Here is a 20,485-nt window from a genome sequence, read left to right on the forward strand (position 1 = left end):
TATATTTACTAATTCTGAAAAGTTTCATCTAGGAATTTCATGATTTCTTCATCATTATTTTTAGAATAACCAACGTGTTTCTTTACTATTTTTCCATCTCCATCAACAAGCAAAGTTGTTGGTATACTTCCATCAAAACTAAATAGTTCTTTGGAATACATATTAACTTCTTTACTCATGATCAACTGTCGCCAGGGCATCTTTTCATAATTTAGAGCTTTCTTCCAATCAGCACTATCTTCATCAAGAGAAATAGAAACCATATCAAATAACTTCTGATTTTCAAATTTTTTGTGTATTCGTTTTAGATCAGGTATTTCTTTGCGACAAGGTCCACACCATGAAGCCCAAAGAACTACCAAATGGATGCGTTTTCCCGGTATCAAAATATTCCTTTGCTGGTTGCTTACATCCGGCAGTAAAGTCGTATTCAACTTCCTGGTAGATCGTAACTTTATATAGTTTTCTACACGCTTTCCGGCATTACTATTTCTGACTTCAGGATCAAATCTCTCAAAAAAAGTCAGCGCTCGTTTCGTATTCATGGAGTGAGCTAACTTTTCAAACTCAAAAAACACATGATACGAATAAGGGTACTTATCCAACATCCCATTAAGATGGGAAATAGTGTAGCGGGTCGGAAACCTAACGGTATCTTCGAGATAAACCTTAGTCTGAATATCAAATTCCCGATCACCTTTAAAGGAAGATGAAAATGATTTGTGTTTCACTTTGGAATCAAAAAGCTCTCCGGATAGTTCCAGAAGGTTCTCTTCTAACATAATGGTACTCGTAGCCATAGGTTTCGATTTGTACTTTGCCTTAGTATCGAACATGAATACTCTTCTCACGCTATCGCCATGAGCAACATGCAGAAAGTGTATATATTTGGGCTCAAAGTCAATTCCTTTGATGATTTCAAGCACAAATTTTCCATTTTTGGTATTAACTGAGTCTATCTCTTGACGCCAGTCTCCTATATATAATGTACCATCTGGGAGATTTTTGATATTCCCTTTAATTATAATTGTATCTTTTTTTGCATATTCTTTACAATTTGAAAGGAAAATAAGTAAACAAACAAGAATTAATTTTACTTGAATTTCAGATAGGTTTCTGATTTTATAATCTTGCATATTGTTGATTATTAATAAAATATGAGTCAAATTTTATTATTTTTTAAAGAATTATAAAAAATAATAAATAGATTTAATATTTTTTAACAAATCTACATTTTAACCATTTCCTTAAAATTCTACGTCAATCTTTTCGGATTTTTTTACTACCACTCCTTGCTGTCTTTGTACATCCTCACTCATCGCCATGTAATCAATCGATAGTTGTGCACGTCCTGTTGCTTTTGTTTTTACAAAGCGCTGACGAATGCTCCCACGATCCTGCATGACCACGTAACTTTCGTCTAATCCTGAACTATGGTATAGTTTCGTATTGGAAAAGTCAGGGACACCCACTGCCATACAATTTTCTGTTTGCGTTATTTTTACATGCAATCCTACACTCAGGCTGTCCTTATCCTCTTTTTCAGCGTATAGATACCACATTGGCGCAATGGAAGCATCCATCCGCACAGTAATGGTATCATTTCCGGCATTCCTTTCTACCGTATAACTCCACAAAACAGGGGTCATTTCCTGGGCTATGCCTACTGACAATGTACTGAACCAACTAAGCAGGGTGATAAGAAGGGTTTTCATTTTGAATGGCAATTTATTAGGTGTAGCTATAAACAGAAGATCAAAATTGTAGACTAAGCCGCCGTTTTTGAAAAAGCCATACATCTCTTTTTGAAGGCAGCACGTGGCTACGGATCGAAGCAGGAAGCGGCAGAATGAGGGGCTTGCTAGTCATGTGGTTCAACAGAGGGAAATAGTTGATAGAATGATATGATCAAAAGTCAGAGACATCTCCCATAAATCCTATTCATTCATGAATAATTTATATAGAGGCTCGGAAATATGACGTCATCATCGGTTTTTTGCCGCATCTCTAATCCATTCTACCCAACTTTCTTCCTTTTTTAGCATCTTCGGGACAAGAATCACCTTGCCCTCCCGAACCTGTAATATACTTTCATGTTTTAAGGATATAATCATGTTTTCATCCCGCTTTACACGGCGCGTAGCGCTTGCTTTTGGTTTTTTGGGCAGTTTTTTTCTTGGTTCGTTTCTGACGGTAAACGCACCGGAAGTTATTACCACCGAGATGGTAAACTATGCCTCGCAGCTGATGGGGCTGAGCTTTACGGAAGCTGAACGAGACTCGATGCTGACTGAACTGACCGATGCCCGGGAAGGATTTGAGCGGATGCGGGCGGTTGAGCTGACCAACGACGTAGCACCTGCGCTCTATTTTAATCCGCTTCCGATTGGTTTTGAGTTTGAAAAAGTTAAAAAGCCCTTTCAGTATAGTCCAATGGTGAAAGCAAGTTTGCCGCGCGACAAAAATGAGCTGGCGTTTTACTCCATTTCTCAATTGGCTTCGCTCCTTCGTTCACGTCAGATTACCTCCTTAGAATTGACTCAGTTTTTTATAGACCGATTAAAAAAATACGATCCAACCCTGCATTGTGTCGTAACGCTCACAGAGGAACTTGCCCTGACGCAGGCCCGGAAAGCCGATGAGGAAATTAAGGCAGGCAACTACCGGGGATTGCTGCACGGAATTCCGTATGGCGCCAAAGATCTTTTGTCAAAAAAAGGATACAAAACTACCTGGGGCGCTGCGCCATTCAAGGATCAGGTGTTGGAACAAGACGCAACCGTAATCAAAAAACTCGAAGAAGCCGGTGCCGTTTTATGCGCCAAACTCAGCATGGGCGCCCTGGCCTGGGGCGATGTGTGGTTTGGGGGTAAAACACGCAATCCGTGGGCTCCCGAATCGGGGTCGAGTGGCTCTTCGGCTGGCTCGGCCTCTTCTGTTTCGGCAGGTCTGCTTCCTTTTGCGATTGGCACCGAAACCCTCGGCAGCATTGTGTCGCCTTCTACGGTCTGCGGAACTACGGGTCTGCGCCCAACCTTTGGGCGGGTGAGTCGGCATGGCGCTATGGCACTGAGCTGGAGCATGGACAAAATCGGCCCTATCTGCCGCACCGTGGAAGATTGCGCGCTGGTTTTCAATGCGATCTATGGTCCTGATGGACAGGATCTTACCATTCTGGATGCTCCGTTTAATTATGCACCGGTAAAATCTCTGCGCGGAATGCGCATCGGGTTTCTGGAAAAAGCTTTTGCCGAAAATTATCCTACCCGCTCCAACGATTCACTAACTCTGGCGGTACTTAAAGAGCTTGGCGCTGAGCTCATTCCGATGCAGCTCCCCTCCTATCCGGCGAGCGATATGACGATGATTCTTTCGGTGGAAGGTGCAGCTGCTTTTGACGATTTGACCCGTAGCAATCGGGATGATTTGCTGGTTCGTCAGGTAAAAAATGCCTGGCCAAATGTCTTCCGTGCAGCAAGGTTCGTCCCGGCAGTGGAGTATCTGCAAGCCAATCGGCTGCGAACAAAATTGATTCAGGACATGTACCGCTGTTTGCTGGAAGCCAAAGTTGATGTGTACGTTTCGCCAGCCTATGGTGGAGGAAACCTGGCGATCACGAATCTTACCGGACATCCCAGCGTAGTGCTCCCCAATGGATTTAATCGCCGCGGAACGCCAACAAGTATTACTTTTATGGGTCAACTATTCAGAGAAGATAAAGTATTGGCCGTAGCAAAAGCCTATCAGGATGCAACTAAGCATCATTTGAAACACCCTGAACTGAATTTCTGAACTAGCTTTTTTTCTGAACCTACTTTCTTTTATGCTTGAACGTTACTTTGAACTTTCCAAAAACAAAACCTCCATCCGGATCGAATTCATCGCCGGATTATCTACGTTTTTGGCCACCATGTACATCATCGTCGTCAATCCATCTATTCTGAGTCAGGCAGGAATGCCGTTTAGTGGCGTGCTGACGGCCACGGTTTTGCTGTCGTTTTTGAGTAGTTTGCTCATGGGTTTTTATGCCAAAAATCCATTGGTCGTTGCACCCGGCATGGGCCTGAATGCCTTCTTTACGTTCACGGCCGTAAAAACCATGGGAATTGCCTGGGAAACTGCTTTGGGTGCGGTTTTCTGGTCAGGTATTATTTTCCTACTTCTTTCCTTATTCAACGTTCGTACGCTGTTGCTGAAATCGATTCCGGTCTCGCTCCGACATGCCGTTGCTGCCGGAATCGGGCTTTTCATTGCGCTGATTGGTCTATCCAATGCCGGTTTCATTGTTGCCAATCCGGCTACATTGGTAAGTTTGGGTGATCCGACACAGCCGCTTCTGATCTTATTTATTGTAGGACTGGCGCTGACAGCGTTTTTTATAACCAGAAAAACCCCCGGTGGAATTGTCCTCAGCATTCTGATTGTTTCGCTGCTTGCCTATTTTGGACAAGCCTACTTTGGGCTTCCTGTTTCCTCTGCCGAAGGCTGGTTTTCGGCTCCGGATTTTAGTTTACTTTTTGCACTGGATTTTGTTGGTTCGCTGCAATTTGCACTGTGGCCTGTCATTTTTGCCTTTGTTTTTACGGACCTATTTGATAGTCTCGCCACATTTGTGGGTGTGGCCGAAGCCGCTAATCTTAAAGATGCCGACGGAAATCCAAGGAACATTAAAAAATCTCTACTAACTGACGCAGTGGCCACTACGCTTGCCGGTTTGCTGGGTACAAGTCCCGGCACTACGTATATTGAATCAGCGGTTGGCATTGAGCAGGGCGGACGAACGGGCCTTACGGCGGTTTTTGCCGGACTGCTCTTTCTGCCCTTCATGTTTTTATCGCCCCTACTTTCCCTGATTCCTGCCGTAGCCACAGCTCCTGCATTGGTAATTGTGGGCGTATTTATGATTCGTCCGGTGGTACAAATTGACTGGAAATCCATGGAAGAAGCTATTCCCGCTTTTTTGGCGCTGGTTTTGATACCTTTCAGTTATTCCATTACACAGGGAATTATCTGGGGTTTTCTGAGCTGGACTTTCCTGAAACTGGTTCAGGGAAAATACCGCGAAATATCTCCTGTACTTATTATTATTGACATTTTAGCCATTCTTTCCATTTTAACGGGCTCGCATGCCCAAGGTCTTTTATGAAAAAATTTAGCTTACTATTTCTGATTCTAACGTCGATTTTTACACTAACTATTTCTTTTTCACACGCTCAGATTTACAAAAAGAAAAATGTAACCGCTTTGCTCGGCGCATTTAGTGATGAAGTCAAACTACTGGAACAGTCTGTCAGTCATAAGCGGGTGCGGGTCGTTCATGGTATACCGTTTACCACCGGAAAGCTCAACGGCCGGAAGGTAGTCATTGCCCTTACGGGAATCGGCAAAGCCAATGCCGCGATGACGACTACGCTGATGTTACAGACCTTTCGCCCGGCGCAGGTTCTCTTTACAGGAATTGCGGGTGGCCTGAATCCGGCGCTCCTTCCGGGGGATATTGTGATTGGCAAAGAAGTTACCTATCATGATTTTGGCTACATAACTTTTCAGAAACAAGCCACCCGACAAACCCGAAACCCAATCACAAACGAATTTAATCCGGCTGATTTTCCGGCGGACTCGCTGCTTCTTTCCCTTGCTCAACAGGCGGTTGACCGGGTTACTTTTGAATCATCCGACAAAGCGCGTCGGGCGCCAAAGGTTATTCAGGGCCGAATTGTAACGGGTGATGTTTTTGTTTCTTCCGAAGAAAAAGTACAGCAATTGATTGCAGATTTTGGGGCAGATGCCACCGAAATGGAAGGCGCAACCGTGGCCCAAATCTGCTGGCAACAGCAGGTGCCATGTTTGGTCATTCGTAGCCTGAGCGACAAAGCAAACGGCAGTGCACGGGAAGATATGTTGCAATTTTTGAAAATAGCAGCTCAAAACTCAGCTGCACTTGTCAAGGAAACAGTACGGAGTATTCGGTAAATCCAGGTTAGGATATGTTTATAAGCACCTGATTTATAGATGCTCCAATGGTAGGAACAAAAACTTTCCCTTAAAATCAAAGGGTGAAAGAACTTGTTTGGCGTCTTTTGTGGAAATACAATCGGGAGAAAAAGGGATTCAGCCTCTTTTGTAACGAATGCCTGCGGGGAGTTTCGTCCGCTTACCCAGGACCAATCGGGTAGTTTGCTTCCGCAGAGAAATAGTTGAAGAGAGATTTATCTGAAAATTTACACGTAGAAATTTGATTTCAATCTAAACCCAATCCAATGGAAAAAACCACAAAGACGTACCGCTGGACCGTCGTCACACTCCTCTTTTTTGCAACCACTATCAACTACCTGGATCGACAGGTCATTGGGTTACTCAAACCCACACTCGAAGTTGACTTTAACTGGACTGAAACCGATTACAGCCAAATCGTAATGGCATTTACCGCTGCCTACGCTTTTGGTTATTTGATTTTTGGCCGGATTATTGACAAAATAGGCACTAAAATGGGATTAGCCGTTTCGTTGGTTGTGTGGAGCCTTGCAGCGATGGGTCATGCATTGGCAAAAAGTACCATGGGATTTGGTTTTTGGCGAGCCACGCTTGGACTGGGCGAATCCGGCAACTTTCCTGCCTCTATCAAAGCTGTGGCCGAATGGTTTCCCAAAAAAGAACGTGCATTTGCAACCGGGATTTTTAATTCAGGAACAAACATCGGTGCTGTGGTTGCGCCTATTATGGTACCCTGGATTTTGGGTTTATACGGCTGGCAGGAAGCATTCCTGATCACAGGCGCCATCGGATTTATCTGGCTCATTTTCTGGTGGCTGATTTACGAAATACCTAGCCGCAAAAAAGGCATTTCGCCGGAAGAGCTTGCGTACATCAACAGTGATGCAGACGACGACTCAAAAGAACAGCCAATTCCCTGGGCCAAATTATTTAAAGTGCGTCAAACCTGGGCCTTTGTTTTTGGCAAATTCCTAACTGACCCAATTTGGTGGTTTTTCCTATTTTGGCTGCCTTCTTACTTTGCTACAACGTTTGACCTTGACCTTAAAAAACCAAGCATTCACCTGGCAATCGTGTACACGGCAAGTACAATTGGCAGTATTGGAGGGGGGTATCTTTCCGGGTATCTGATCAAAAGAGGTTGGCCTATTTTCAAAGCACGCAAGACCGCGATGTTTATTTTCGCCATCATGGTGATCCCCATCATGCTGGCTAGCTCGGCCACCAATATTTGGGTTGCCGTTGGGCTCATCAGCCTTGCCTGCGCTGCACATCAGGCCTGGAGTGCCAATATTTTCACCACAGCTTCTGATATGTTTCCCCGGCGGGCAGTTAGTTCCATAGTCGGGCTAGGCGGCATGGCCGGCTCCGTGGGCGGCGTTCTTTTCCCACTGATTGTTGGACAAATACTCGATGCTTTTAAAGAAAGTGGAGATATAGGGAGTGGCTACAACATTATTTTTCTGATGTGTGGATCTGCCTATCTGATTGCATGGGTTGTCATGCACTTATTTGTACCAAAAATGGAACAAATCAAAGTTTAGAATTAAAATTTGTACTGAAATTCCTGAATAGGCCTGTTATTCTTAAAGAATTTCAGGCCTATTTAAATAAGGTAGCGTGCTCAAATTCCATGGCTTTACCCAAGCAGAATGTGGAAATTGCGACCAACAATTCATAGGGCTCGAAAGCAAACTGTGAATCAAGCGAAAGCCGCAATTTGCTGGAAAGCGCAAGGATAGTCATGGCAAAAATGATCCATAGTGCACTTTTTTGTTTGAGAAGTAAGCCCCAACAGGCGATCATCATGGAGATGACGATGCACAACGGCTGCACCACCTGAATCATGGATTCCATGCGGTACCATACTAATCCAAAGTAAAGCCCAATACCAACGCCGACGGTTCCCCAAAAGGCTTGTCGCGAGGGAACTGAATGATTAATCAGAAACCAGGTTCCGGCTAACATACAAACCGGACCAAGGGTGTTTTCCAGTCTTTTGACTGAGCGCAGCACCGGAGTAATTGCGTCCCAGCCCAGGTAGTTTAGCGTAGAAAGCAAAGCTGTTAAGGAAAGAGTAATTAAAAATAACCCCCAAAGCAGCCGGGAATAAATAGATTGTTTTTGAAAAAATACGAGAAAGACAGCGAAAGCAGTAACACAAAGAGTGAGTTCAGACACGGTTTGAGTAATCATGCGGGTTGACCGGGGCTTTTAGGGTTAAAATTGCGTAAAGGCAATTTACAAATTATCTTCACCTTTTGCTACTTAGGGCATTTCGTTCTACTTTTACCGAAAAAACCGATTCACCAACATGAGCGTTTTAGTAAATAAGAATTCTAAAATTATTGTCCAAGGATTTACAGGATCAGAGGGTTCCTTCCATGCCCAGCAAATGATTGAGTATGGCACCGCCGTTGTAGGCGGCGTGACGCCCGGCAAAGGCGGGATGAGCCATTTGGAGCGTCCCGTGTTCAATACAGTTGATCAGGCCGTTCGTTCTACCGGAGCCGACGTTTCCATTATTTTTGTTCCACCAGCATTTGCCGGCGACGCCATTATGGAAGCGGCTGACGCAGGAATTGGCGTGATCGTCTGTATTACAGAAGGCATTCCGACCAAAGACATGATGATGGCCAAGCAATATCTGAAAGGCAAAAACTGCCGCTTGATTGGCCCAAACTGTCCCGGAATCATCACTGCCGAAGAATGTAAAGTTGGAATTATGCCCGGCTTTATCTTTAAAAAAGGAACCGTCGGAATAGTTTCAAAGTCAGGTACCCTGACCTATGAAGCCGTTGATCAGCTAACCCGTGCCGGGCTAGGCCAAACAACCGCAATCGGTATTGGTGGCGACCCGATCATTGGTACAACGACCAAAGAAGCAGTTGAACTACTCATGAATGATCCTGAAACTGAGGCAATTGTTATGATCGGTGAAATTGGCGGAAGTATGGAAGCCGAAGCCGCCCGCTACATTCAGGAATCAGGAAATCTCAAACCTGTGGTTGGCTTTATTGCCGGACAAACGGCCCCCAAAGGTCGCCGCATGGGCCACGCCGGTGCAATCATTGGTGGAGCTGACGATACGGCCGAAGCAAAAATGAGAATTATGAGCGAATGCGGAATTCTTGTGGCACAGTCGCCCGCCGTAATTGGGGATACAATGCTGCTGGCACTTGGCAAAAAATAATAGTATTTGATGATTTTGGATAAGATAAGGGCTGAGGAAACTCGGCCCTTTCTTGCTACAATATGAAATTGGTTCGACTGCTTTCTACGCTTTCTCTGGTCTTGATTTTCAGTTCCTTTTTTTCGCTGTCCTGGGCAGTCAATGAAATCGGGCCTGACAAAAATCACTATCTTGTTTATGATTATCAACACGATTGGCTCACTTTCAGTAGCCGATATAAAAGCTTCGTCCCCTATTCCAAAGGTGTAAACGACAGCGAATTATCAGTAAGCTTACTAGTTGATTTATCCAAGTACAAACGATATGATCTGCTGGTTTGGGTAGCTAACGAAAACTATCTGTTTATTGAAGGAGCCCTTCAACAAAAGCTCACGGCAGATTCCTGGCGAACACTGAACGTTGATAGTCTTAGCCGCGTGTACAAAAAAAGTGAGCTACTGCTTACGCTGTACGGCTCATCCGGCATTGACGGCAAAAAGGTATTGATCGGGCATTCAAAAAAGAATGTGGGAACTTCCGAAAAAAAGCTTGTTCCCGGGCTGTCGTTTATAAACATCAAGCCAATTCCGACGTCTCCTTTTGAAGATTATGCTATAGTCGTGGTTGTTTTAATCCTGATCCTGACTCTCTTTACGTACACAAGTTCTCCGGTTACTTTTCGGCGTTTTTTAAGCCCGAAAGATCTTTTTGATACGAGCGATCGAAATGACTTTTACCGATTCAGCAAGCCTTACAGTCGCTCGGTACTGTTAATTACCCTGATCGTAAGCATGGGTCTTGCCTACCTTATACTATTTTTTACACATCATAAGCTTGATTTATTTTACAAAAGCGGTCTCTTGCTCGAAGGGGAAACATTTGCACAATTAGGTCTAGACCAAATCAAACTGACTCTACTTTTCATAGGGCTATTTTTCGTTAAATTTATATTCATGGGTGTTGCAGGAGGTGTATTGAATCTTGAAAATGTCATTAATACCCACTATATCAAATCTTTGCAATTCTCCTACCTGTTTTACCTGTTCTTCATTCTGATCAGCTTCTCACTTGCCCTGCAATATCCGGATTGGCTGGAACAAGCGCAGTCGTCTTTATTTTATATATTCCTAATCTATTACCTGATTCGCTTCTTCCTTCTTTACATACTGTTGAACAATACGGGTCGGATTATTAATCTGTATTTATTTTCGTACCTTTGCGTTTTAGAAATCATACCCTTGATTATTGGCGTCAAGTATGCTTTATAATGGAAACAGACGCTATCTATTTGAATAATTAACGTATAGATTAAATGAGTGAGACCATCAAATTTGATCAGGAGCGGCTCAATAAGGTATCTAGTATTCTGGTTAGCCAGTCAAGACCTGCCGATGAAAATTCACCCTATTTTGAATTAGCTCGAAAATACAACATCAAAGTAGATTTTCGACCCTTTATTAAGGTAGACGGAGTTTCTTTCAAAGAATTTCGGAAACAAAAAGTGACCATTCTGGATCATACGGCTGTTATTTTTACCAGCCGGAATGCCATCGACCACTTTTTCCGTATTTGTCAGGAAGGACGAGTTGAGGTACCTGCGGATATGAAATATTTCTGTATTTCAGAGCAAACGGCCAACTACCTGCAGAAGTATATTGTCATAAGGAAGCGTAAGATTTTTGCCGGCACAAAGACGGCTGCCGAGCTGATTGAGCTGATTCGCAAACACAAGAACGAAAAGTTTCTGTACCCTTGCTCAGATGTACGGAAAAATGATATTCCTGAATTTGCAGACATTGAGGACCTCCACTTCACTGAGGCCACGATGTATCAGACTGTATCCGCCGATCTTTCCGATCTGGAAGATGTGTATTACGACATTATTGCCTTTTTCAGTCCTTCAGGCATAAAATCTCTCTTTGAGAACTTTCCTGATTTCAAGCAAAACAAAACCCGTATTGCTGCCTTTGGGCCTACCACTGCCAAAGCCGTTGAAGATGCCGGACTTTTCCTGGATATTCAAGCCCCGCTACCCAATGCTCCCTCTATGAACGGCGCATTAGAACTGTACATTCAAAAGGCAAACAACATTCAATAGAGAACAGGAAGGCCGATTTTTTTTCGGCCTTCTTGGCTTTTCTCAATTTTTTTCCTGAATATGCGTTATCCTGTAAACCTTTTGTGACTAGGATAGTACTGTATATTGAATGAGGTTACCTTTAATCCTGTATGTTAAGAAGCACCTATACCTGTATTCTGCTGAGCATCAGCTTGCTACTTTCAACACTCGTCAGTGGGCAACAAGCCTCTCAGTTCAGTCAGTTTCAACTCAATCAGCTTTACTTTAACCCTGCCGCTGCCGGTGCCGATGGAGTCAGCCGAATTCAATTGATTCACCGACAACAATATGCAGGGTATCAGGGTACATTTGATGAAGGGGGGGCTCCTTCCACGCAATTTTTTTCAGCAAGTGTTCCTCTCAAAAATCTCGGCGTCGGTCTGACGGTTTATAACGACAAGATTGGAGCTTTAACCAATCAAAGCATTCACCTTGCTGCTGCCTACCGCCTTACACTAGGTGAAGGGACTTTGGCCCTGGGAGCAAGTGCCGGACTCTATCGTATGGCTTTGAACTATAATCTATTGCGCCCAAATGAACCCGGTGACCCACTTATTTCCACAGGAGTAATTGCAGAAGCTCACCCCGATATAAACCTGGGGATTCGATATGAAACAACCGGCTATTATGTGGGACTGTCCGTAAATCACCTACTTTCCTCACAGTATCAATTAGGATCAGAGTTGGCTACTAACCCGCTTATTCCTACCTATTATCTCAACGGAGGTGTAAATCTTGAAATTGGATATTTATTTGAGGTACAGCCTTTTCTTTTAGCAAAATATGACCTGTCGTCACTTTCTGTGGAAGGTGGAGCAAGCGTGACTTATAATCAACGCTTTTGGGCCGGAGCTTCGTTTCGGCAGGAAGATGCTATCATCGCTATGGGAGGAGTAAACTTGCTGGCCGATCAGTCGATGCGACTTTCAGCCGCCTATGACGTGGTTTCGTTTGGAACTACCGCAAAATCGCCTTCGTCATACGAAATATTACTTTCGTATCGACTACCTGCTCCGAAAATGGGTAAGAAAACGATTGTACGGACACCAAGATTTAGATTTTAACCAGAAAGCGGGATTTTGCCAGGTGTATTTTTACTTTTGGCGTAATTGTTGTTAGTCACTTTAAAAAGCAAGTCCTATATTTGAAGGATTTATTAAAAAAAATGCATTTTCATACCAAAAAAAGGCACAATGCGTTAAAGACGAATAACTTTGTACTGGAAATGCATTCTTTAAAAAACAGGAATTTTTCTAATATACTATACCACAAGCAGTAATCGTTTTTATACGGATATTAATCAAAAACATAGCACAAGCCATCATGAATGTTAACGTGTTCTATCGTAATGGAGTCAGGAGTCTGCTCGTAGTATCCTCAATAATGCTCATGCAAAGTTGCGGATTCATAAAAGAGCGCTTCGGCAAAGGGAAAGGGGAAGAAACCGGCGTAGCCAACGGTGAAGTTGTTGCTACTGCCCGAAAAGGATACCGGCAAACAACACCTGCCGGGATGGTGATGATTCCCTCAGGTTCTTTTGTGATGGGGCAGGCCGATGAAGATTTGGCCGCGACAATGGTCAACATGAACAAGCGGGTTACGATTAGCTCTTTTTACATGGACGATACCGAAATTACCAATCATGAGTATCGTCAGTTTGTTACTGCCCTTCTCATGGATTCAATTTCCGTCCTTGGAGAAGAAGAAATTATGACCAAATACTACCCTGATACAACTGTCTGGAAAAAGGATTTTGCTTATTCCAATGGAGATCCGATGGTAGAGTATTATTACATGCATCCATCATTCGATACTTATCCCGTAGTTGGAGTAAGCTGGACAGCTGCGAAATATTTTACTGAGTGGCGTTCCAATTTGTACAATGACTATCGTTCCAAAGAAGGTATGTTTAACTCTCCAAATTTCAGGTTACCTACCGAAGCTGAATGGGAATGGGCAGCTCGAGGTGGTCGTGCCGGTGCAAAATATCCCTGGGGAAATCCGTATACAATGAATGGTAAAGGCTGCTTCCTGGCAAACTTTAAACCACAAAGAGGAAATTACGATGCGGATGGCTATCCGTATACTGCTCCTGCAAATGCCTACAATCCAAATGAATACGGCCTTTATAATATGTCAGGCAACGTCTCAGAATGGACGCTTGATGCTTTTGCTGACAATGCCAATACGATTCTTTGGGATATGAACCCAGAAAATGACGATCCCAACGAGCCACGAAAAGTAATTAAGGGTGGTTCGTGGAAAGATGTGGCTTACTACCTCCAAACCGGTACCCGTTCTTACGAGTTTGAAAATCAGCGACGCGCCTTTATTGGATTCCGTTGTGTGATGGACAACTTTGACGGACGCCGGGGCGCCACGGGCCGGAGACGATAAACATTAGATTTTACACCCAGGTGAAGCAGCGAAAGAGGCTGCTTCTTTTTTACCCTGTAAGCTTGAAAACCCAACTTTAAATAAACCAATAATTAACTGTAAACAATCAGAATTTGTATGGCTCAGAAAAACGGCTCTAATTTTTTCTTTGATAAAGTATTGCCAACTTTATTTAGTGCTGGTGCGGTTCCGGTAATTTTAGGAGCATTATTCAAGATTCAGCACTGGGATGGCGGAAGTGAAATGCTTACGATCGGACTTGGTACGGAAGCGGTTATTTTCGCCCTATATGCCTTCCAATCGTTCGTACAACCTGTCGAGAAACAACCTGCCTGGGAACGAGTGTACCCCGAACTGGCTGATGATTATAATGGACCTGTTGCTTCAAGAGCATCCGGCCCCGCTGCCAATGGCTTAACTGCCGGAATGGATTCGATGCTGGCAAATGCTAAAATCACTCCTGATATATTTGATAGCCTTGGAAAAGGGTTCCGTAATCTTACGGAGTCGGTAAGCAAAATTGGTGAAATTACTGATGCTGCCGTTGCTACAAACGACTATGCCAAGAATGTTAAAAGTGCCTCGAATGCCATCAATGATATGAACAAATCGTACGGTGTTGCCATCAATGCTATGTCTTCTATGGCAGACGCTACCAAAGATGCACAGGCGTATCGGGATCAGTTCCAGCAAATTACCAAAAACATGGGCGCACTTAATGCCGTGTATGAAATGGAATTGCAGGACACTACTAAGCATTTGAAAGCAATGAACGCTTTTTATGGTAACCTAACGGTAGCTATGGAGAATATGTCTGATGCTACCAAGGAATCTCAGATCTTCAAAGGTGAGATGACCAAGTTGACAAAAAATATCACATCGCTCAACAGCGTATATGGTAATATGTTAACCGCAATGCGTGGCAACGCCTAATCTCTTAAAACAACTAACTAAATAAATCCTCACACGATAACCGATCACTGAATTCTATGGCAGGTGGAAAAGAAACGCCCCGTCAGAAGATGATTGGGATGATGTATCTCGTACTGACCGCTATGCTTGCCTTACAGGTAAGTTCAGCCATCATCGAGAAGTTTGTCCTTTTGAACAATTCATTAGAATTATCTTCCGGAGCAGCCAACAAAATAAATCAGGAAACCGTCTTAAAAATTAAAGCAGCGGTTGAAAAGTCCGGAAATCGGGCTGCTGATGTAGCCGTAATCAAACAAGCGGAAGAGGTTCGTAAATTGTCCGCTGACATTGTTAACGAATTGAATAGTCTCAAACAAGAGATTATTACCGTAGCTGGTTCTGGCCTTACCGAAGACGGAAGCATCAAAAACCCTCAGGAAGAAGAAAAAGTGGCGCAACTCATGATTGGCGGTCAAAAGAACGGTAAAGCTTACGCTTTGAAAAACCGCCTGAATGATTTCACCCAAAAATTGAACGGGTACAGCGAACAGAAATTTCAGCCTCTGGCATTGGACGCAAAGGATGATCCTATTTCCCAAAAGAAAGCTGATCAGCGGAACAAGGATTTTGCTGAACTGAACTTTGCTCAAACTCCGGTTGCTGCGGCATTAGCCGTTTTGAGTCAAAAACAAACCGATATTCGCCGGATGGAAGGTGAAGTTTTGAATTACCTCGCCGGTAAGGTTGGTGCGGCCGATATTAAATTTGACCGGATACTTGCCATGATTTCTTCTGAATCACGGGTAGTGGCAGCAGGTACCAAGTTCAAAGGTGAAATGTTTATCGCAGCTTCTGCCTCAGGCATTACTCCTCGTATGAGTCTAAACGGTTCACCAATCCGGGTTGAAAACGGCAAAGGACTTATTGAATTTATCGCTCAGGGCGGTGGCTACAATGCCGAGGGGTTGGCACGTCGGGTTTTGCAGGGAGTTATTTCGTTTCCAACACCCGCCGGTCGTGATACTACGGTTCGTTTGGAGCAGGAATATTTTGTAGCTAAGCCTACTTACCAAATCGAAACTGGAACACTTCCTCCCTTGTATCTTGGATGTTCTAATAAATTGAGCATTCAGAGCCCGGCTTTGGGAGCTTTGTGGGCACCTAATTTCTCTGCCGACGGCGCTGAAGTTATTCCAAGCGGACAAAAAGGACGGATTACGATTGTACCTAGCAAGGCGCAGGTGAACCTGACAGTAAGCAATCAGGGCAATGTACTCGGTACTGAAACTTTTAGAGTTCAACGTGTACCAAAACCTACACTTGAATTGCGTGTAAATGGCGCAGCATACGACGGACGCCGGGGTACTGCAGCAGCGGGGGCTCGCTCGATTCAGGTAGTAGCAGTTTCGGACGAGAGTTTCAAGAATTTCTCGCCCGAAGATGCTAATTTCAGGGTAGCCCAAATTCAGGTTTCTTTGGCCCGCGGTTCTCGTCGGGTAGCTGGTCCGTTGTCGCTTGCAGGCGGTGGTTCTATCTCGTCGTTGGCAACTAATGCAGAGCCGGGAGATCGCTATGTAGTTGAAATATTAAGCGTTCAGCGCCGCAACTTTAAAGGTCAGGTAAGTGACGTGGAAGTTGGTAAACAAACTCTTGAAGTAAGTTTGAACTGATCCTGTTAGAATATACTGAGTTAGAGCTTGTAAGCGTTATAAAGGAAATTATTAAACACAAAGTGTTATGAGAATGAACGGAAAAGTGGTGGCCTTATCAATTGTGTCTCTGGCATTGGGGGCAACCTCGGTCTACGCTCAGGAACGTGATGAGTCCAAGATGAACGAGCTTTCGGCACGTCCCATTGACGATCATGATGTCATGATGAAGCGTACCTTGTGGCGAAGAATGGATCTGAATGAGAAGCAGAATCTGCCGATGTTTTCAAAGAATAACGAAATCACCCGTTATCTTTTGGAAGCAACCAAAGCAGGCCTGCTCGATGCGTACGAGAATGATTCCTGCACAACCAAACTTACACCGGAGATTCTCCGCAAAAAACTCCTGATACCGAATCAGGAAGGTGGATTGTCGGCAGAAGAAATTGCGGCAGGTTTTGGGCAGCCTGCAACCACCGGTGGTGGATGGGATGATCCTGCTCCAAAAGCGGCCGCAAAGACAGAAACCGAGGATGATGGATGGGGAGCGCCAAAAAAAGATACCAAGAAAACAGCCGCCGTGGAAGATGATGGCTGGGGACCGCCTGTGAAAAAGACAACTTCAAAGACACCTGCCAAGAAAGGTGCTAAAACGGAAGTAGCGGCCGCAGAACCCGTTGTGGAAGAACAAAAGCCCGATGAGTTTTCACAGCAACTTTCCACGCTTGTTCCAGAGGAGGAGTTTTATCCAAATCAACTTAGCATCATGGAAGTGAAAGAAGACTGGACCTTTGACAAGAAACGGTCAAGACTTTATATGGACATCCAAACCCTGACTATTTATCTCCCCGCTGATCAAAATACAAGTACAGGATTGGAGATTCCAATCGCTTCTTTTAAGTACAAGGATGTAGAGCGGCTATTCCGGAGCGATAGTAAAAAGTATATTTGGTATAACACACAAAACGTGGCACAGCATAAAAATCTCGCTGACGCCTTTGATTTGCGTTTGCCATATGGCCGCATTACCAAATATTCTAATCCAGAAGACAAGTCTTTCATAGACATCTACAAAGGTGAAAAGCAAGGTTTGATGAAGTCGGCTCAGTACGAGCAGGAACTTCTGGAACTGGAACACGGTCTTTGGGAATATTAATATCTCGTCGATTACAGTTTTTCAATACACTAAAAAAGGAACGCTCAGGCGTTCCTTTTTTAGTGTATATTACCTTGTCAGAATTAATTTTCGGAAGTCATATTGTCAAAATACAGCTTCACTTTTCGGGCTTTATCAGGTCCAACTACTGCGGCCAATGTTTCGAGTGAACTCTCCCGAATTGCTTTTACTCCCCGAAAATGTTTAAGCAGAACCGCGGCTGTTTTTTTTCCAATTCCTTCCACATTTTCCAGTTCACTTACGAGGCTGTAACGACTCCGTTTATCGCGGTGGTAGGTAATGGCAAATCGGTGTGCTTCATCCCTAATTTGTTGAATTAACTTCAATGATTCTGACTTTTTATCGATATATAAGGGCAGCGAATCTTCGGGGTAGTATATTTCTTCAAGTCTTTTGGCAATTCCAATGATTGGAATCTGACCGTACAAATTCAGCTCTTTTAGGGCATCACATGCCGCGCTCAGCTGCCCTTTTCCTCCGTCGACTACAATTAGATCCGGCAACGGCTCATTTTCCTGCAACAAACGGGCATATCGCCTTCCTACAACTTCATTCATGGAAGCAAAGTCGTTGGGACCAATGACGGTTTTTATGGTGTAATGCCGATAATCTTTTTTGGACGGTTTTCCTTCTTTAAAACAAACCATGGCAGCGACTGGATTTGTGCCCTGAATATTGGAATTATCAAAACATTCTATGTGTCGTGGCAGGCTTTTGAGTTGTAAATCGGCTTTCATTTTTATCAGAATCCGGTCACGCTTTGAAGTTGTGGCTGAGGCTTCAACGGCCCTGCGTTCGGCTTTCTCCCGACGAAAAAACAGAACATTCTTCAAGGACATATCAAGCAATTTTTTCTTATCGCCAATTTGTGGAATCACCACCTCAATTTTCAGATCTAAATCAGGTTTCAGATTTGAAATCAACTCCTTGGCCTCACTTCCGTAGGTTTCACGCATTTCCACAAGCATCATTGCCAAAAGCTCTTCGTCGGGTTCATCCAGCTTTTTCTTGATATCAAACGTTTGGGTTGCTACCACATAGCCGTTGGTAATCTTCATGAAATTGAGGTAGGCTGCTTCCTCATCCGAGACAATCGTCAGCACATCAATATCCCCCATACGAGGATTTACGACAGTGGCTTTGCTTTGAAAATTTGAAAGGAGCTCAATCTTCGTTTTCCATTCGTGTGCCGCTTCAAACGCCATTTTTTCGGCAGCCTGTACCATTTGTTCTTTAAAATACTGCTGCGGCAGCGTCAAATTCCCTTTCAGGATTGATTGTATCTGATCGATTTCTATATCATATTCATTTTCCGAAACCCGACCTTCGCAAGGCCCTTTGCAATTGCCCAAATGAAATTCCAGGCAAACTTTAAACTTCTGACTTTCAATATTCTCAGGTGAAAGATTCAGGTGACAGGAGCGCACCGTAAATAGCTCCCGGAACATATCCAATAAGGCATACATTGCCCGCTGATTGGCAAAAGGCCCAAAATAGGTTCCCAATTTTCGGTCCACCCGGCGGACAGTCAGTACTCGGGGAAAGGGTTCGTGCGTGATACAAATAAAGGGATAAGATTTATCGTCCTTTAAAAGGATATTGAACTTCGGCTGAAACCGTTTGATCAGTTGATTTTCCAGCAAAAGTGCGTCCCATTCGGTGGGTACGATGGTAAATTCCAATCGATTGATCTGACTTACCAATCGTTTTGTCTTACGGTCGTGTTGGTTAGACTTGGCAAAATAACTACTGACCCGATTGCGCAAATCCTTGGCTTTCCCTACATAAATCACCTCTCCAAGTTCATCAAAATACCGGTAAACTCCGGGCTCATGCGGTATTTTTGAGAGCTCAACCTTCGCGTCAAAATCAGCCATTTTTCTTATTCCTTAATCATTTTTTTATGGTGGAAGAACAAGCTCACCAACTGAAAAGTTGCTTCCCGTACCAGGGGAAAAGTTTCCTTTTGAGCTTGTTCCAGGCTCATGGGCCGGTTTATGGCTGACATTGCAAAACTCAGACCAACCTTCTTTATGTCTTCGGAAGAAATAGCCAATGTGCCACAAACCGCAGCCACAGGGACCTCATATTTTTGACAGATTTCTGCCAAACCTTTGACAAGCTTTCCCTGTAAGGTCTGTTTATCCATTTTACCTTCTCCGGTGATGACCAAATCTGCTTCCTTAATATAGTCTTCAATTCGGGTTTGCGTAAGCACAATGGATGCTCCGGGTTGGAGAGTTGCGTTCAGGAACCAACGTGCTCCGGCCCCTACTCCACCAGCCGCACCGGAACCCGGCTCCTGACTTACGTCGAAGCCAAATGTTTTGGTAGCAATTTTTGCCAAAATAAATAACCCTTTGTCCAACAGCTGAATCTTTTCCATCGTGGCCCCTTTTTGTGGTGCATACACGTAGGAGGCGCCTTCGTGACCGTACAACGGATTCGTCACATCGCAAGCCACCGTAATTTTTGCATAGTCGAGGCACGGGTTCGCATTGGCGCAATCAATGGAATGGATATTGATCAAATTCTCGCCGTTTGGTGGGAGTTCCTGTCCGGTGCTATTCAAAAAACGATATCCTAATGCAGCGGCCATTCCAATACCGGCGTCGTTCGTAGCACTCCCACCAATGCCAAGAATTATTTTCTTCACACCCCGACGAAGCGCATCGGCAATTAATTGGCCGGTTCCATAAGAAGTAGTTTGGGTTGGGTCTCGTTCATCGAGATCAAGCAACCAAAGACCGGAAGCAGAGGCCATTTCTATAAAAGCAGTGGAATGGTCCGGGGAAAGTCCGTACGTTGCGTCGATTGGTCTTCCAAGGGGATCAAAAACAGGAATGGTAATAAATTCTCCCTTAGCCTGAAGAGTCAGAGCTTTGGCGGTACCTTCGCCACCATCCGCCAACGGAACGGATAGTACTTCCGCATCAGGAAATGCTCCCAAAATACCTTCTTTCATGGCTTTACAAACTTCATCGGCTTCCAGCGAACCTCGGAATTTATCAGGAGCAACAACAATTTTCATTTAATTGGTCTAAGGTAAGATTCAAAAAAAAGGT

17 protein-coding genes are annotated in these 20,485 nt (G+C 44.1%); 12 read left to right on the forward strand and 5 right to left on the reverse strand.

What is annotated here, in order from left to right; translation table 11 throughout:
• Positions 1 to 8: 8 nt before the first annotated feature.
• Both EZE20_RS10440 and EZE20_RS10445 read right to left on the reverse strand, forming a co-directional pair.
• The gene (locus EZE20_RS10440; protein WP_132117287.1) at positions 9 to 1,136 is read right to left on the reverse strand and encodes a TlpA disulfide reductase family protein; all 1,128 of its coding nucleotides are present in this window, start codon (positions 1,134 to 1,136) and stop codon (positions 9 to 11) included.
• Positions 1,137 to 1,247: 111 nt separating this feature from the next.
• Positions 1,248 to 1,715, reverse strand: coding sequence for a hypothetical protein (locus tag EZE20_RS10445; protein ID WP_132117289.1), 468 nt, complete (start codon positions 1,713 to 1,715; stop codon positions 1,248 to 1,250).
• Positions 1,716 to 2,112: 397 nt separating this feature from the next.
• On the opposite strand from EZE20_RS10445, the gene EZE20_RS10450 reads away from it, so the two are divergent.
• The 4 genes from EZE20_RS10450 (at position 2,113) to EZE20_RS10465 (ending at position 7,538) form a co-directional block, all read left to right on the forward strand.
• A complete protein-coding gene (locus EZE20_RS10450) occupies positions 2,113 to 3,792 on the forward strand; it encodes an amidase (RefSeq protein WP_132117291.1) in 1,680 nt (559 codons plus the stop codon).
• Between the two features lie 31 nt (positions 3,793 to 3,823).
• Positions 3,824 to 5,146, forward strand: coding sequence for an NCS2 family permease (locus EZE20_RS10455; RefSeq protein ID WP_132117293.1), 1,323 nt, complete (start codon positions 3,824 to 3,826; stop codon positions 5,144 to 5,146).
• Complete coding sequence (locus tag EZE20_RS10460) at positions 5,143 to 5,973, forward strand: 5'-methylthioadenosine/adenosylhomocysteine nucleosidase (RefSeq protein WP_132117295.1); 831 nt, start codon at positions 5,143 to 5,145, stop codon at positions 5,971 to 5,973. Before EZE20_RS10455 ends, EZE20_RS10460 begins: the two co-directional genes overlap by 4 nt.
• A gap of 287 nt (positions 5,974 to 6,260) precedes the next feature.
• Positions 6,261 to 7,538 carry an MFS transporter gene (locus tag EZE20_RS10465; RefSeq protein WP_132117297.1) on the forward strand — a complete coding sequence of 426 codons (1,278 nt, stop codon included), beginning with the start codon at positions 6,261 to 6,263 and terminating at the stop codon, positions 7,536 to 7,538.
• A gap of 58 nt (positions 7,539 to 7,596) precedes the next feature.
• Here EZE20_RS10465 and EZE20_RS10470 read toward each other — a convergent pair whose 3' ends face one another.
• Positions 7,597 to 8,190, reverse strand: coding sequence for a hypothetical protein (locus tag EZE20_RS10470; protein ID WP_132117299.1), 594 nt, complete (start codon positions 8,188 to 8,190; stop codon positions 7,597 to 7,599).
• 118 nt (positions 8,191 to 8,308) lie between these two features.
• Between EZE20_RS10470 and sucD the strand changes: the two genes are divergently transcribed.
• The 8 genes from sucD (at position 8,309) to porN (ending at position 17,399) form a co-directional block, all read left to right on the forward strand.
• Entirely contained in the window at positions 8,309 to 9,187 is an 879-nt protein-coding gene (gene sucD / locus EZE20_RS10475) for a succinate--CoA ligase subunit alpha (protein ID WP_132117301.1), read from the forward strand.
• Between the two features lie 62 nt (positions 9,188 to 9,249).
• Positions 9,250 to 10,434: a DUF4271 domain-containing protein gene (locus tag EZE20_RS10480; protein WP_132117303.1), complete on the forward strand. Its 1,185-nt coding sequence runs from the start codon at positions 9,250 to 9,252 to the stop codon at positions 10,432 to 10,434.
• 44 nt (positions 10,435 to 10,478) lie between these two features.
• The gene (locus EZE20_RS10485) at positions 10,479 to 11,264 is read left to right on the forward strand and encodes a uroporphyrinogen-III synthase (RefSeq protein WP_132117305.1); all 786 of its coding nucleotides are present in this window, start codon (positions 10,479 to 10,481) and stop codon (positions 11,262 to 11,264) included.
• A 131-nt stretch (positions 11,265 to 11,395) separates the two neighbouring features.
• Positions 11,396 to 12,349 (forward strand): PorP/SprF family type IX secretion system membrane protein, encoded by a 954-nt coding sequence (locus EZE20_RS10490; protein ID WP_132117307.1) that lies wholly within the window; start codon positions 11,396 to 11,398, stop codon positions 12,347 to 12,349.
• 259 nt (positions 12,350 to 12,608) lie between these two features.
• A complete protein-coding gene (gene porK, locus EZE20_RS10495; RefSeq protein WP_132117309.1) occupies positions 12,609 to 13,682 on the forward strand; it encodes a T9SS ring complex lipoprotein PorK/GldK in 1,074 nt (357 codons plus the stop codon).
• Between the two features lie 117 nt (positions 13,683 to 13,799).
• Complete coding sequence (porL, locus tag EZE20_RS10500; protein WP_132117311.1) at positions 13,800 to 14,615, forward strand: type IX secretion system motor protein PorL/GldL; 816 nt, start codon at positions 13,800 to 13,802, stop codon at positions 14,613 to 14,615.
• A 56-nt stretch (positions 14,616 to 14,671) separates the two neighbouring features.
• Positions 14,672 to 16,264, forward strand: coding sequence for a type IX secretion system motor protein PorM/GldM (gene porM, locus EZE20_RS10505; protein WP_132117313.1), 1,593 nt, complete (start codon positions 14,672 to 14,674; stop codon positions 16,262 to 16,264).
• 73 nt (positions 16,265 to 16,337) lie between these two features.
• Positions 16,338 to 17,399: a type IX secretion system ring subunit PorN/GldN gene (porN, locus tag EZE20_RS10510; protein ID WP_132117774.1), complete on the forward strand. Its 1,062-nt coding sequence runs from the start codon at positions 16,338 to 16,340 to the stop codon at positions 17,397 to 17,399.
• 83 nt (positions 17,400 to 17,482) lie between these two features.
• Here porN and uvrC read toward each other — a convergent pair whose 3' ends face one another.
• Both uvrC and EZE20_RS10520 read right to left on the reverse strand, forming a co-directional pair.
• Positions 17,483 to 19,297: an excinuclease ABC subunit UvrC gene (uvrC, locus tag EZE20_RS10515; protein ID WP_132117315.1), complete on the reverse strand. Its 1,815-nt coding sequence runs from the start codon at positions 19,295 to 19,297 to the stop codon at positions 17,483 to 17,485.
• Between the two features lie 5 nt (positions 19,298 to 19,302).
• Entirely contained in the window at positions 19,303 to 20,451 is a 1,149-nt protein-coding gene (locus EZE20_RS10520; protein WP_132117317.1) for a glycerate kinase, read from the reverse strand.
• Between the last annotated feature and the right edge of the window lie 34 nt (positions 20,452 to 20,485).

The organism is Arundinibacter roseus, from assembly GCF_004348825.1.
Classification (GTDB): domain Bacteria; phylum Bacteroidota; class Bacteroidia; order Cytophagales; family Spirosomataceae; genus Arundinibacter; species Arundinibacter roseus.